Here is a 14390-nt window from a genome sequence, read left to right as displayed (position 1 = left end):
GCCGATGATCGTCGCGTGCTTCAGCGCGGGCTGGCGAGGCGGTCGATCATGGCCTTGACCGCGGCGATCTGTCGTCCGCTGCGCAGGTGGTAATCCACGCCGCTGTAGCCCCACCAGTCCCAGCACGCCTTGGGGTTGAACACGCTGGGCCAGAACGACTGCGTGGCGATCTGCGGGTACAGCACGATCAGCCGGTTGCTGTCGGCCCAGCGGTTGTAGCCGGATTCCTCAATGAACAGCATCCCCAGCCGTTCCGCCTGCTGCTGGCAGCCGTGAAACGCCACGTGCACCCGGCAGCCGCCCTGCTCGCACGCCGGGGGCACGTACACATAGCCGGTCTTCGCCAGACCTGAGAGCCGGCTGTCGGACGTGCCCCCGGTGAACTCGTGCTGCGAGAACGGCACGATGCGCCCCTGCGGCGACTCGCTCTTCGGTTGCAACGGCCCCAGCAGGTGGGCGAGCAGGCGGCCCGGCGCGTCGAATTCGCCGCAGCGGTTGATATAGGGCGACGCGGTGACCGGGCAGTCGTTGGCGTCGGGCGCGTCGGGTTGGATCAGCGCGTGGCCGGCGGTGGGCACGTGGGCGTAGACCAGCGCGGATTCCGGTACCCAGCGGCGATAGAAATTGCGCAGCAGGTCCACCGCCTGCGTCGTCACCGTCTGGTCGCCGCTGCCGCTGAGCAGCCATACCTTGTGCTGGGCCAGGTTGGTGGGCGGATCGATCTGCCCCAGGTGGCCTTGCTGTTCGGCCTCGTCGATCAGCCGCGACACCGGCGGCACCGGCGGGTACAGCGACGAGCTGCCCGGCGCCATGCAGTTGACGGTGTTGGCAACGTTGTTGCGGGCGCAATAGTAGGCGCCACCGGCCAGAATCCCGGCGCCGCGCACCAGCGCCGAGTGCGCCACCTGCATCTGCACGGCCATGTAGCCGCCGGAAGACAGGCCGGAGACGGTAAGCATCTCCTCGCTGGCGCCCAGCGGCGGTAACGGGGGTGGTGTCGGCTCGGCGCAGGCCGAAGCCACCGTCAACAACAGGAACAGGCAATGCAGGCGGCGAGGGTTCATTGGACTTTCTCCATGCTTTTCCGTCGCGATGGCGACGGCTCCGCTTGATTTTTGGTTGCAGTGCAACAAAGCCCAAGGTGGCAGCCCGTTTTCCGGGGCTGGAAGGTCGGCCGGCCGATACCCGGCGCGCCGGCGAGGGCGGCTGGCCGCCCGAAGGTCGATCCGCCCCGGCGCGCCGGGTAGAATGCGGCCTTCCGCCCAGACGCCTTCCGCACGGCCCCGCATTCCGATGAAACGAGAAAAGATCAAAGAGAACAGCGCCCTCAGCCACACCCCGATGATGCAGCAGTACCTCGCCATGAAGGCCGAGCACCCCGACAAGCTGCTGTTCTACCGCATGGGCGACTTCTACGAGCTGTTCTTCGACGACGCCGTCAAGGCGGCCAAGCTGCTGGACATCACCCTGACCACGCGCGGCCAGAGTGCCGGCCAGCCGATCAAGATGGCCGGCGTGCCGCACCATGCCTGCGAAGGCTATCTGGCCAAGCTGGTCAAGCTGGGCGAATCGGTGGCGATCGCCGAACAGGTCGGCGACCCCGCGCTCGCCAAGGGGCCGGTCGAGCGCAAGGTGGTCAAGGTGGTCACGCCCGGCACGCTCACCGATGCCGCACTGCTGGACGACAAGCGCGAGAACCGCCTGCTGGCGCTGGTGGCGCACAAGGGCCGGCTGGGGCTGGCGTGGCTGTCGCTGGCGTCGGGCGACTTCGCGCTGATGGACAGCGATGTCGAGAAGCTGCCCTCCGAGCTGGAGCGGCTGCGCCCGGCGGAAGTGCTGGTGGCCGACGACACCGCGCTGGCGCTGCTCGACCAGCTGGCGATCCCGGTGCGGCGCCTGGCGGCGTGGCAGTTCGACCCCCAGGCGGCCGCGCGCAATCTGGCCCGGCATTTCGACGTGCACGACCTGGCGGGCTTCGGCGTGGTCGACGGTATGCTGGCGCTGGGCGGTGCCGGCGCGCTGCTGGAATACGTCAAGACCACCCAGGGGGGCGCCTCGCCGGCGCTGGCCGGACTACGCGTCGAGCACGCCAGCCAGTACATCGAACTGGACGCCGCCACCCGCCGCAACCTGGAGCTGACGGAGACCATCCGCGGCGAAACGGCGCCGACGCTGTTCTCGCTGCTGGACCAATGCGCCACCGGCATGGGCTCGCGCCTGCTGCACCATTGGCTGCACCACCCGCTGCGCGACCATCGCGCCATCCTGCAACGCCAGTCGGCGATCTCGGCGCTGATCGACAGCGGCGGTTACGTCGATCTGCATCGCACGCTCGACGAAGTGGCCGACATCGAGCGCATCGCCAGCCGCGTGGCCCTGCGCTCGGCGCGCCCGCGCGATCTCTCCAGCCTGCGCGACAGCCTGCTGCGCCTGCCGCAACTGGCCGCGCAACTGCCCGAGGGCGAGTTCTTCCAGGGCCTGGCCCAGGCGCTGGCGCCCGACGATGCGATCCACGCGCTGCTGGCCGCCGCCATTCTGCCGGAACCATCGGTGGTGCTGCGCGAGGGCGGGGTGATCGCCGATGGCTACAGCGGCGAGCTGGACGAGCTGCGCGCCATCCAGACCCACGGCGGCGAATTCCTGGCGCAGATGGAACAACGCGAGCGCGAACGCACCGGCATCGCCACCCTGCGCGTCGAGTACAACCGCGTCGCCGGCTATTTCATCGAAGTCACCAATTCCTTCGTCGACCAGGTGCCGCCCGACTACCGGCGTCGCCAGACCATGAAGAACGCCGAGCGCTACATCACCCCCGAGCTGAAGCAGTTCGAGGACAAGGCGCTGTCGGCGCAGGAACGCGCGCTGGCGCTGGAAAAACAACTCTACGAACAATTGCTGGAGCAGTTGCAGCCGCACCTGCCCGCGCTGCGACTGGCCGCGCACGCCGCCGCCAGCGTGGACGTGCTGGCCTGCCTGGCCGAACGCGCGGTGATGGGGCGCTACGTGGCGCCACAGTTCGTGGACGACACCGTGATCGACATCGAGGCCGGTCGCCACCCGGTGGTCGAGGCCCAGATCGACGACTTCATCCCCAACGCGCTGTGCTTCAACCTGCGCCGCAAACTGCTGTTGATCACCGGCCCCAACATGGGCGGTAAATCGACCTACATGCGCCAGGCCGCGCTGATCGTGCTGCTGGCGCACGTCGGCAGCCTGGTGCCGGCCACCCAGGCGGTGATCGGCCGGGTGGACCGCATCTTCACCCGCATCGGCGCCTCGGACGACCTGGCGGGCGGGCGCTCGACCTTCATGGTGGAGATGACCGAGACCGCCAACATCCTCAACAACGCCACCGAGCACAGCCTGGTGCTGATGGACGAAGTGGGCCGGGGCACCTCGACCTTCGACGGTCTGGCGCTGGCCTGGGCCATTGCCCGCCAGCTGATCGAGAAGAACCGTGCCTACACCCTGTTCGCCACCCATTATTTCGAACTGACCCGACTGGCGCAGGATTACCCCAATGTGGTCAACGTGCACCTGGATGCGGTCGAGCACAAGGACAAGATCGTGTTCCTGCACGCGGTGCAGGAAGGCCCGGCCTCGCAGAGTTACGGGGTGGCGGTGGCCCAGCTGGCCGGCGTGCCGCGTGACGTGATCCGACAGGCGAAGCGTAAGCTGGTGGAGCTGGAACAGGGCAGTATCAGCAATGGCTTACAAGGCGACCTGTTCGCCGCCCCGGTGCCGCCGGAAGCGGAACCCGTGGCACACCCGGCCGTCGAGGTGCTCGAAGCGCTGGACGTGGACGCCCTAAGTCCCCGACAGGCGTTGGAAAAACTCTACGAACTCCGTTCCATGACTCAGGTCAACCGTTTGTCACTTCCGGGCAAAGACTAAAAAATCCGTTTGCTACGATGGGGTGCACCAAACATGTACGTGACGGCGGATATAAGGATTTAACGATGAACATGGTCAGCGAAATGGGGGAGGGGACCGCACTGGACGATGGCATCGCCCGGTTCCTGGGGGTCTCCGGGGACGAGGGCGAAATCCGGCTTTCGGACATCCGTAACAAGGCGGCGATCGAACTGAAGAAGTACGGCGAGGATCTGGGCGCCCTGCTGTTGCAACACGAAATCACCGTGCCGCCGGCCATCCAGCTGGTGGGCACCGACGATGGCCGCATCGCGGTGCAGGGCGAGCATCCGGCCAAGGAGCGGATCGAAGGCGTGATCAATGGCGATACCCGCCTGCTGAAGTGGTTCAAGGAAATCGAAGTGCTGTTCGAGATCCTGCGCAGGACCGAACTGCGCGGTGCCGCCGATCCGGTGCCGCCGCAGTATTTCAATCTCGGGCTGACCAGCCTGGGCAGCATCGCCTTCTTCTCGGCACGCTGAGAGCGGCTGACAAAACCCTTCTGGCTGCGTCACGCTCACTTGCCGTACACCTTGTACTGTCTACGTTTCGCGCTCCTTGCCAGAACCGCTTCGCTGGGTTTTGTCAGCCGCTCTAAATTCAGGACTCGCCCTTGTCCTGTCGCCATATCCGGGCCGCCCGCGGGCGGCCCTTGTCATTGCCGCCGCAGGTATAATCGCGGTTTGCTTTTGGATGATCCGCAATGAGAAATACCCGAGCCCGACGCCCGCAGCCGGCGATCCGCGAGGAAAAGGCCGGCGCCACGGCCCGTGGCCAGGTCGCGCAGCGTCGCAAGCCGCACGCGGCCGGCGACGAATGGGTCAGCAGCAAGGCCGCCCTGGGCAAACCGGGCGGCACGCGCGGCAAGCCGGCGCCCCAGGCCGGCGGCAAGCCGGGGACCAAGCCCGCCGAGGGCGAATACGCCGCCGCCCCGGTGGCGCGCAAGGCCCCGGTGACCCGCGCCAAGAAGCTGGCGGTGCGCGCCGGCTCGCAGAAGGAAGTGGCCAAGCAGAAGCAGCTGCGCGAGAAGCGCCTCACACCGGACCAGATCGGCGAGGAGCGCCTGCAAAAGGCACTGGCGTTCTCCGGTTGGGGCTCGCGCCGCGAAGTCGAGACCTGGATCGCCGAAGGCAAGGTCACGGTGAACGGCAAGGTGGCCGAGCTGGGCTGCAAGGTGAAGCCGGGCGACGACGTGCGCGTGGGCAGCAAGCGGGTGCAGCTGCGCTGGGCCGACCGCCTGCCGCGCGTGCTGCTCTACCACAAGCAGGAAGGCGAACTGGTCACCCGCGACGATCCGCAAGGCCGCGTCACCGTGTTCGACCGCCTGCCCAAGCTGGCCTCCAGCAAGTGGATCGCCATCGGCCGGCTGGACTTCAACACCAGCGGCCTGCTGGTGTTCACCACCTCGGGCGAGTTGGCCAACCGCATGACGCACCCGCGCTTCGAGATCGAGCGTGAATACGCGGTGCGCGTGCTGGGTGAGCTGACCGACGAGCAGATCGCCCAGCTCAAGCGCGGCATCGAGTTGGACGACGGTCCCGCCAGGTTCGAGCGCATCGACGCGTCGGGCGGCGAGGGCGCCAATCACTGGTACAACGTGGTGCTCAAGGAAGGCCGCAACCGCGAAGTCCGCCGCATGTTCGAGCACTTCGAGCTGACCGTCAGCCGGCTGATGCGGGTGCGCTTCGGCATGTTCGGCCTGCCGCCGCGCCTCAAGCGCGGCCAGTTCTATGAGCTGAACGAAACCGAGACGCTGGCGGTGATGAAGTGGGCCGACCTCAAGCTGAACGGAGAAGCCAAGGCATGAGCAAGGCGTTCACCCGCGAGAACGACGACGCGGACGACGAACTGCCTCCCGAGCTGAAGGTGCCCGCCGGCAGCAAGAACTACATGACTCCGGGCGGCTGGGACCGCCTGCGGGTGGAGCTGTACGAACTGGTGCACAAGGAGCGGCCGCACGTCACCCAGGTGGTGAACTGGGCGGCCAGCAACGGCGACCGTTCCGAAAACGCCGACTACCAGTACGGCAAGCGCCGCCTGCGCGAAATCGACCGCCGCATCCGCTTCCTGCAAAAACGCCTGGAGAACGCCGAAGTGGTCGATCCGGCCCAGCGCGAGCCGACCGACCAGGTGTTCTTCGCCGCCACCGTCACCTACCTGCGCGAAGACGGCCGCGAAGAGACGGTATGCATCGTCGGCGTCGACGAGACCGACCTCAAGAAGCATCACATCAGCTGGACGTCGCCGGTGGCGCGCGCGCTGCTCAAGGCCCGCGAGGGCGACGTGGTGGCGCTGCGCACGCCCAGCGGCGTCGAAGAGCTGGAAATCGTCGAAGTGAAATACCAGCCAATCGGGTAACCCCCCGATTCTGATGCGCAATTTCAGAAATCTTTGCTAAGGGCGCGAGCGTACCGTTATGCTCGCGCCATGATCGCGTCAGCTCCACCTTCCTCCAGTCTGTTCCGCCGCGTCCTGCGCAACATGGCCCTGCGCATCGGGGTGGTGGCGCTCATCGTCACGGCGATCTCGTATTACTACAGCTACTGGCGCTTCCAGGAGGAGGCACTGGTCAACCTGGGCAAGTACATCGCCGCGCGCAGCCAGCTGGAAAGCGAACCGTTCCTCCAGGCGGAAACCAACACCAAGCGCCTGCGCGACGAATTCGTGCGGCGCCTGTCGCACCTGGGCGATACCGACCCGGCGCCCCAGTTTCACAGCCTGCTCAACCAGGAACGCGACGGCATGTGGCGAGTGCGGCTGGAGCGCGACGATTTCGAGCACCAGGCCACCGTGGCGCTGCTGCCCTCGGCCAAGCTCACGCCCGACTTCATGCGCCAGGTGCTGGTGGGCTTCCAGCTGGCGAGCGAGTACGGCCCGGCGTTCCGCAGTCGCTACTACGACACTTTCATCGACCTGAACATTTCGGACGGCAGCATCATGTTCCTGCCGGACCTCAACTACGCGCGCAACGGCTCGGTGGCGGACTTCGCCTACGACCTGGAAACCGAGCTGGGCGCCACGCCGGCGCGCAACCCCGAGCGCAAGACCTTCTGGACCGGCATCTACTTCGACAAGCAGGCGGTGCAGTGGATGGTGTCGGTGGTGACGCCAATCGACTACCTCGGCCGCTATGTCGGCGGCGCCGGCCAGGATGTGCTGCTCGACGAGCTGATCGAGCGCACCAACAGCATCAGCATTCCCGGCACCCACAACTTCATCGTCTCGCGTTCGGGCGACCTGATCGCGCATCCGGCGCGCGCCAGCCAGATCCGCGAGGCCGGCGGCGCCTACAACCTGCTGCGCGTCGAGGACCCGGAAGTGCGCGGCATGTACCAGGCGGCGCTGAGCGCCACCCCGGCGCACCCCTTCGTCGAGGCACCGGACGGCAGCGCCTGGCTCGGCGTGGCGCAGATCAAGGGCGCCAACTGGTTGTTCGTTTCGGTCTACCCCAAGCGTCTGCTTACCGAGAAGGCCGCCATCGCCGCCAGCATGGTGCTGCTGCTGGGCGTGGTGGCGCTGCTGCTGGAACTGGGCGTGATGGCCTGGACCCTGAAGCACGACGTGGCGCTGCCACTGCGTCGGCTGAAGGGCGCCATCGGCGCGCTGGCCGAAGGGCGGCGCAGCCCCGACCTGGACGTGCACCGCGCCGACGAGCTGGGCGACGTGGCCCGCACCTTCGACGGCATGGCCTCCACCATCGAGGAGCACCGGCACAACCTGGAAGGGCTGGTCGAGGCGCGCACCCAGGAGCTGGCGGTGCGCAATCTGGAGCTGGAAGCGGCCAACCTGCGCCTGACGCAGCTGAACGAGGAAAAGAACGAGCTGCTGACCATCGCCGCGCACGACCTCAAGAACCCGGTCGCCAGCATCCAGGGCATGACCCACCTGATCGTCGGCAAGCTGGGCGAGTGGTCGCACGAGCGGGTGGAGGATCGCCTGCTCGGCATCGTCAAGCTGTCCGAGCGCATGCAGCGCATCCTGGGCAACCTGCTCGACATCAACGCGCTGGAAGCCGGGCAGTACCACCTGCGGCCGGAGCAGGTGTCGCTGGACGCGGTGTGCAGCGAGCTGGCCGCCTACTGGGAGAACCGCCTCGGCGAGAAGCAGCAGCTGTGCATCTACACCCCGTCCGGGCTGATGGTGCAGGCCGACCGCCAAGCGCTGTGGCAGGTGCTGGACAACCTGATCTCCAATGCCTCCAAGTACGCGCCGCACCAGACCACCATCCGCGTCGAGGCCATCGTCATCGGCGAGCGGGTGCAGGTGCGGGTGTCCGACCAGGGGCCGGGCATCGCCCCGCACGAGATGGAACGGCTGTTCCGCAAGTTCAGCCGGCTTTCCGCCGTGCCCACCGGCGGCGAGCACACCACCGGCCTGGGGCTGTCCATCGTCAAGCGACTGGTCGAGGCGATGCAGGGCAAGGTCGGCTGCGAAAGCGTGCTCGGCCACGGCGCCACCTTCTACATCGACCTGCCGCTGGCGCGCCCGGCAGCCTGATGACAAATGCGACATACCGCCGTCAAGACCGCCCCTGGGCGGTCTTTCTCATTTTTCTGCGCCTGGGCCTGACCTCGTTCGGCGGCCCGGTCGCGCATCTGGGTTACTTCCGCGACGAGTTCGTCGCCCGCCGCCGCTGGCTGGACGACCGCGCCTACGCCGATCTGGTGGCGCTGTGCCAGTTCCTGCCCGGCCCCGCCAGCAGTCAGGTGGGCATGGCGCTCGGCCTGGGCCGCGCCGGCTTCGGCGGCGCGTTGGCGGCCTGGGCCGGCTTCACCTTGCCATCGGCCCTGTTGCTGACGCTGTTCGCGCTGGGCCTCGACGCCTGGCAGGCGCTGCTGCCGTCCGGTGTGCTGCATGGCCTGAAGGTGGTGGCGGTGGCGGTCGTGGCGCAGGCGATCTGGGGCATGGCGCGCCAGTTGTGCCCCGATGCGCCACGGATGGCGCTGGCGCTGTGCGCCGCCGCGTTCGCCTTCATCCGCCCCGACGCGTGGGGCCAGCTCGGCGCGATGGCCGTGGCCGCGACCATCGGCGCCATCCGCTGGCGCGCCACGGCGGAGCAGGGCGCATCGCTGCCGGTGCCGTTGGGCCGGCGGCTGGGCGCGCTGCTGCTGGGCATCTTCGTCGTCGCGCTGCTGGGGTTGCCGCTGGCGCAGCATTACTGGCCGAGCCATGCCCTCGCCCTCGTCGACGCCTTCTACCGCGCCGGCGCGCTGGTGTTCGGCGGCGGCCACGTGGTGCTGCCATTGTTGCAGGCGGCGGCGGTGCCGAGCGGCTGGGTGGCGAACGACACCTTCCTCGCCGGCTACGGCGCGGCGCAGGCGGTGCCGGGGCCGCTGTTCACCTTCGCCGCCTTCCTCGGCGCGGCGATGAACGCACCGCCCAGCGGCTGGGCCGGCGCTACGCTCTGCCTGGTGGCGATCTTCGCCCCGTCGTTCCTGCTGGTGGCCGGCGCGCTGCCGTTCTGGTCGCGCCTGGCGGGCAACCCGCTGGCGCGCGGCGCGCTGACCGGGGTGAACGCGGCGGTGGTCGGGCTGCTGCTGGCCGCGTTCTGCCACCCGGTCTGGACCAGCGCCATCCTGCGGCCGGTGGATGCGCTGGTGGCGGGTGCGGCGTTGTGGGCGCTGATGCGCTGGCGCTGGCCACCGTGGCTAGTGGTGTTGGGCTGCGCACTGGCCGGCGCGGCACTGGGGTAAACGCGGCTGACAAAGCCCTCCTGGCGGCGTCGCGCGGGGGCGCCGAGCCGAACTTGCCGTACGCCTTGTACCGTATGCGACCGAAGGAAGTCCGGTTGACCGCCTTTCAGGACGTTTCGCGCTTCTTGCCAGGATCGCTCCGCCGGGTTTTGTCAGCCGCTCTACGCCACATCGAACAGCGGCCCGCTTTCGCATAGAATCGCGGAACGCCGCGTTCGCGGCGCGACCGTTTCCAGGAGTCCGGCAATGCGGCAGTACCTCGACCTTCTCCAGCACGTTCTCGACCATGGCGTCCGGAAGGAGGATCGCACCGGCACCGGCACGCTGTCGGTGTTCGGCCACCAGATGCGCTTCGATCTGGCCGAGGGCTTTCCGCTGGTCACCACCAAGAAGGTGCACCTGCGCTCCATCATCCAGGAACTGCTGTGGTTCCTGCGCGGCGAGACCAACAACAACTGGCTGAAGGAACGCGGCGTCACCATCTGGGACGAGTGGGCCGCGGCCGATGGCGAGCTGGGGCCGATCTACGGCTACCAGTGGCGCAGCTGGCCGACCGCCGACGGCCGCCATATCGACCAGATCGCCCAGGTGTTGCAACAACTGCGGCACAACCCCGATTCGCGACGCATCATCGTCTCCGCCTGGAACGTCGGGCAGATCGAGGAAATGGCGCTGCCGCCGTGCCACGCCTTCTTCCAGTTCTACGTGGCGCCGGCGCAGCCGGGCGACGCCGACCAGCGCGGCAAGCTCAGCTGCCAGCTCTACCAGCGCAGCGCCGACATCTTCCTCGGCGTGCCGTTCAACATCGCCTCGTATGCGCTGCTGGTGCTGATGCTGGCGCAGGTGTGCGACCTGCAACCGGGCGAGTTCATCTGGACCGGCGGCGACTGCCACATCTACCTCAACCATCTGGAACAGGTGCAGACCCAGCTGGCGCGCCAGCCGCGCCCGTTGCCGCGCATGCGCATCAACCCGGCGCGCGACGATCTGTTCGCCTTCGAGTTCGACGATTTCGCGCTGGAAGACTACGACCCGTGGCCCGCGATCAAGGCGCCGGTCGCCGTCTGAGCGTCGCGAGCCGGCCCTTCTGGCGCCACGGCAGAGGGCGCCGCACCCCCGCCGTGCCTTGCGCCGCAACCGGCTTCCAGACAAGGCCGGCGTGGATCGCGACGGGGCGTGGGGCGGTCCTTTGCGGTAGACTTGCGCCCCATGATCCGCCTCAAGTCCCTTACCCTGCGGCGCGGCACCAAGGTCCTGCTGGACCAGGCCGAGCTGACCCTCCATCCCGGCCAGAAGGTCGGTGTCGTCGGCGCCAACGGCGCCGGTAAATCCTCATTCTTCGGCCTGCTGCGCGGCGAGTTGCACGCCGACAGCGGCGACCTGGAACTGCCGCCCCGGCTGGTGATCGGCCACGTGGCGCAGGAAACCCCCGCGCTGACGACCAGCGCCCTCGACTACACCCTGGATGGCGACGCCGAATTGCGCGGCATCGAGGCCGAACTGGCCAGGGTGGCCGACGACGGCGTGCGCCATGGCGAACTGCTGGGCCGGCTGGAGGCCATCGACGGCTACAGCGCCCCGGCGCGTGCCGCCAAGCTGCTGTCGGGCCTGGGGTTCTCCGAGGACGAGATGCGCCGCCCGGTCTCGACCTTCTCCGGCGGCTGGCGCATGCGGCTGAACCTGGCGCAGGCGCTGATGTGCCGCTCCGACCTGCTGCTGCTCGACGAACCGACCAACCACCTGGACCTGGAAACGGTGGTCTGGCTGGAAGGCTGGCTGCGCAGCTACCAGGGCATGCTGCTGGTGATCTCGCACGACCGCGATTTCCTCGACGCCACCGTCGGCGCCATCCTGCACGTGGATGCCGGCAAGCTCACCCTCTACACCGGCAACTACGCCGATTTCGAGGCGCAGCGCGCCGAAAAGCTGTCGCAGCAGCAACAGGCGTTCGACAAGCAGCAGCGCGAGATCGCCCACCTGGAATCGTTCATCACCCGCTTCAAGGCCAAGGCCAGCAAGGCCAAGCAGGCGCAGAGCCGGGTGAAGGCGCTGGAGCGGATGGAGCGCATCGCCGCCGCCCATGTCGACACCCCGTTCACCTTCGGCTTCCGCGAGCCGGAATCCAGCCCGAATCCGCTGCTGCGGGTGGAGAACGGCGAAGCCGGCTACGCCGCCGGCCAGCCGCTGCTGCGCGGCCTGAACCTCAGCCTGGAAAAGCAGGCTCGGCTCGGTCTGCTCGGGGTGAACGGCGCGGGAAAATCCACGCTGATCAAGACCTTGGAAGGCGAACTTCAACTGCTTTCCGGGCAGAGGGTGGAAGGCAAGGGTCTGAAGATCGGCTATTTCGCCCAGCACCAGCTGGAGCACCTGCGGCTGGACGAATCACCGCTGTGGCACTTGCAGAAGCTCGACCCGCAGACGCGCGAGCAGGAGCACCGCAACTTCCTCGGCGGCTTCGATTTCCACGGCGACATGGCGACCGGGCCGGTGGCGCCGTTCTCCGGCGGCGAAAAGGCGCGGCTGGCGCTGGCGCTGCTGATCTGGCAACGGCCCAACCTGCTGCTGCTGGACGAGCCGACCAACCACCTGGACATCGAGATGCGCGCGGCGCTGACCCGGGCGCTGACCGACTTCGACGGCGCGCTGATCGTGGTCTCGCACGACCGGCACCTGCTGCGCGCCACCGTGGACGATTTCTGGCTGATCGAGGACGGCCGGGTGCGGCCGTTCGACGGCGACCTGGACGACTACACCCGCTACAGCCAGGAAAAGCGGCTGGAGACCAACCGCCAGGAAGGGCTGACCGCATCATCGGGCGAAGCGCTCGACCGCAAGGCGCAGAAGCGCGCCGAGGCCGAAGCGCGGCAGCGTCTGGCCGCGCAGCGCAAACCGCTGGAGCAGCAACTGGCCAAGGTGGAAAAGGAAATGAACCCGCTGTCCGCCGAACACGCCACGCTGAGCGCGGCCTTGGCGGAAGAGGGCATCTATGCGCCGGAGCACAAGCAGCGCTTGCAGGACACGCTGCGGCGCGAAGCCGAGGTGAAGACGCGCCTGGGCGAACTGGAAGAGCGTTGGCTGATCCTGCACGAAGAACTCGAAGCGCTGGCCGCGCAATGAGCGATGCGTAACAACCTCGGCCCCCTCGTCGTCTGGCTGCTGGTGTTCGCCGGCGTGTTCCTGGCGATGCAGCGCTTTCTGGAAGCCCGCCAGCAACCCGCCATGGCCATCGAGATGGCTGCGGGCGAAGTGGCGATTCCGCGCTCGCCCGACGGGCACTACCGGTTGCGCGGCGAGATCAACGGCCTGCCGGTGGTGTTCATGGTCGATACCGGCGCCAGCTCGATCACGCTGCCGGCGCCGCTGGCGGCGCGCCTGGACCTGCCGCGCGGCGAGACGCTGGTGTCGCAGACCGCCAACGGCACCGTGGAGGGCTACGCCACCCGGCTGGACACGGTGACCCTGCCCGGACTGCGGCTGACCCACGTTGGCGCCGGCGTGGTGCCCAACATGCCCGGCGACGAAGTGCTGCTGGGCATGAACGTGCTGGGCCGGCTGGAAGTGGTGATGCGCGGCGAGCGCATGATCCTGCGCCGCCCGCCACAAGACTGAGCCGGCTGGTTGGACGGGCCGCGCTACAGGCCACTTCTGTAGACACAGAGTTCACCGAGCGCACAGAGAACACGGAGAAAGGCGGAAGGAAGTGCGTCGGAAGGTTTAGGCCCATCCCGCTGGCCTTGCGGGCGGCGCTACGGCCAACTTCTGTAGACACAGAGTCCACCGAGCGCACAGAGAACACGGAGAAAGGCAAAAAGGTCGCCTTCGCCCGCGACTTTGATTTCTCCGGTTTTCTCCGTGTTCTCTGTGCGCTCACCGTGCTCTGTGTCCACAGATTGCGTCGCCCTTTTCTGTGCCACAGACCACTTCTGTAGACAATTTGTCCGTGACTTTGATTTCTCCGGTTTTCTCTGTGTTCTCTGTGCGCTCCCCGCGCTCTGTGTCCACAGATTTTCTTTTGGTTTCCCCGACTTCCTGCGCGCCTCGTAACCGCTCCCTCCACCGATTCCGCCCTTTGTCGAAAGAAATGCTGTCGTCCTGAAAGACTGGCAGGTAATATCCGCGAGTTTTCATGATCGGCCGTCCGCCCCAGGGCGGCCCCTGACCCGCGAGCCTGTCCTTGAGCAACCGATACGGCGTGTTCCTGCGCAAGTCCTGGTGGCGTAAAGCCCTGGGACTGGCGTTGTTCGCCGTTTTGCTCAATGCACTGGCGCCGTCGGTCAGCATGACGCGCGCGGCGTTGCTCGAATCGCCGCTCGATGCGCTGGTGGTGTGCTCGGTGCAAACCAGCGAGCATCCCTCGCAGACCAGCAAGCCCTCGCTGCTGGATGCGCTGTCCGCCAATTACTGCCAGTACTGCGTCACGCACGCCGGCAGTTTCGGGCTGGCGCCGGTCGAGCAACCGCCCGGTCTGCCGAGCTTGGCCGCCATTCCGGCGACGATCCAGGCCCATCGACACGTCGCCTCGGTCGACGCCCTCCTGCTGCCGCCGCCGCGCGGCCCGCCCAGCCTGCACGCCTGATCCCGCCCACGCCGGCGCGGCCTGAGGTCGCCCGGCCGCCGTTTCCGTTCCTCACGATACCGCCAGCGTCGCGCCGGACCTCGTTCCGCTTGCGTCGATGCTGCGCCGCGCCAGCCATCGGGGCTGGTGCGCGCGGTCGCGTGGACCTCGCTTGAGCCGTACCGGACAGCGGGCCGACCGAGCCCGCGTCACACCCATACCAAGGACTA

Annotated in this window: 11 protein-coding genes; 10 read left to right on the top strand and 1 reads right to left on the bottom strand. The window is 67.7% G+C overall.

Annotation, left to right across the window (positions count from 1 at the left end):
• Nucleotides 1–20: 20 nt before the first annotated feature.
• Nucleotides 21–1064, bottom strand: coding sequence for an extracellular catalytic domain type 2 short-chain-length polyhydroxyalkanoate depolymerase (locus tag C556_RS0106525; protein WP_018747435.1), 1044 nt, complete (start codon nucleotides 1062–1064; stop codon nucleotides 21–23).
• A gap of 229 nt (nucleotides 1065–1293) precedes the next feature.
• Between C556_RS0106525 and mutS the strand changes: the two genes are divergently transcribed.
• The 10 genes from mutS (at nucleotide 1294) to C556_RS0106475 (ending at nucleotide 14181) form a co-directional block, all read left to right on the top strand.
• The gene (mutS, locus tag C556_RS0106520) at nucleotides 1294–3894 is read left to right on the top strand and encodes a DNA mismatch repair protein MutS (protein ID WP_211214685.1); all 2601 of its coding nucleotides are present in this window, start codon (nucleotides 1294–1296) and stop codon (nucleotides 3892–3894) included.
• Nucleotides 3895–3959: 65 nt separating this feature from the next.
• The gene (locus C556_RS0106515) at nucleotides 3960–4394 is read left to right on the top strand and encodes a hypothetical protein (protein ID WP_018747433.1); all 435 of its coding nucleotides are present in this window, start codon (nucleotides 3960–3962) and stop codon (nucleotides 4392–4394) included.
• Between the two features lie 221 nt (nucleotides 4395–4615).
• The gene (gene rluB, locus C556_RS19640) at nucleotides 4616–5719 is read left to right on the top strand and encodes a 23S rRNA pseudouridine(2605) synthase RluB (RefSeq protein WP_018747432.1); all 1104 of its coding nucleotides are present in this window, start codon (nucleotides 4616–4618) and stop codon (nucleotides 5717–5719) included.
• The gene (gene greB / locus C556_RS0106505) at nucleotides 5716–6270 is read left to right on the top strand and encodes a transcription elongation factor GreB (protein ID WP_018747431.1); all 555 of its coding nucleotides are present in this window, start codon (nucleotides 5716–5718) and stop codon (nucleotides 6268–6270) included. Before rluB ends, greB begins: the two co-directional genes overlap by 4 nt.
• 69 nt (nucleotides 6271–6339) lie before the next feature.
• Complete coding sequence (locus C556_RS0106500; RefSeq protein WP_083930437.1) at nucleotides 6340–8409, top strand: sensor histidine kinase; 2070 nt, start codon at nucleotides 6340–6342, stop codon at nucleotides 8407–8409.
• Nucleotides 8409–9605 (top strand): chromate efflux transporter, encoded by a 1197-nt coding sequence (gene chrA / locus C556_RS0106495; protein ID WP_018747429.1) that lies wholly within the window; start codon nucleotides 8409–8411, stop codon nucleotides 9603–9605. Before C556_RS0106500 ends, chrA begins: the two co-directional genes overlap by 1 nt.
• Before the next feature lie 246 nt (nucleotides 9606–9851).
• Entirely contained in the window at nucleotides 9852–10673 is an 822-nt protein-coding gene (locus C556_RS0106490) for a thymidylate synthase (RefSeq protein ID WP_018747428.1), read from the top strand.
• A gap of 141 nt (nucleotides 10674–10814) precedes the next feature.
• Nucleotides 10815–12722: an ATP-binding cassette domain-containing protein gene (locus C556_RS0106485; RefSeq protein ID WP_018747427.1), complete on the top strand. Its 1908-nt coding sequence runs from the start codon at nucleotides 10815–10817 to the stop codon at nucleotides 12720–12722.
• Nucleotides 12723–12725: 3 nt separating this feature from the next.
• Nucleotides 12726–13214, top strand: a complete 489-nt coding sequence (locus C556_RS19635) for a retropepsin-like aspartic protease family protein (protein ID WP_018747426.1) — start codon at nucleotides 12726–12728, stop codon at nucleotides 13212–13214.
• A gap of 565 nt (nucleotides 13215–13779) precedes the next feature.
• Complete coding sequence (locus tag C556_RS0106475) at nucleotides 13780–14181, top strand: DUF2946 domain-containing protein (RefSeq protein ID WP_026262865.1); 402 nt, start codon at nucleotides 13780–13782, stop codon at nucleotides 14179–14181.
• Nucleotides 14182–14390: the final 209 nt, after the last annotated feature.

Source organism: Chitiniphilus shinanonensis DSM 23277, from assembly GCF_000374805.1.
Taxonomy (GTDB): domain Bacteria; phylum Pseudomonadota; class Gammaproteobacteria; order Burkholderiales; family Chitinibacteraceae; genus Chitiniphilus; species Chitiniphilus shinanonensis.
The sequence above is the reverse complement of the archived record's forward strand: the minus strand, read 5'-3'. Positions and strand labels throughout refer to the sequence as shown.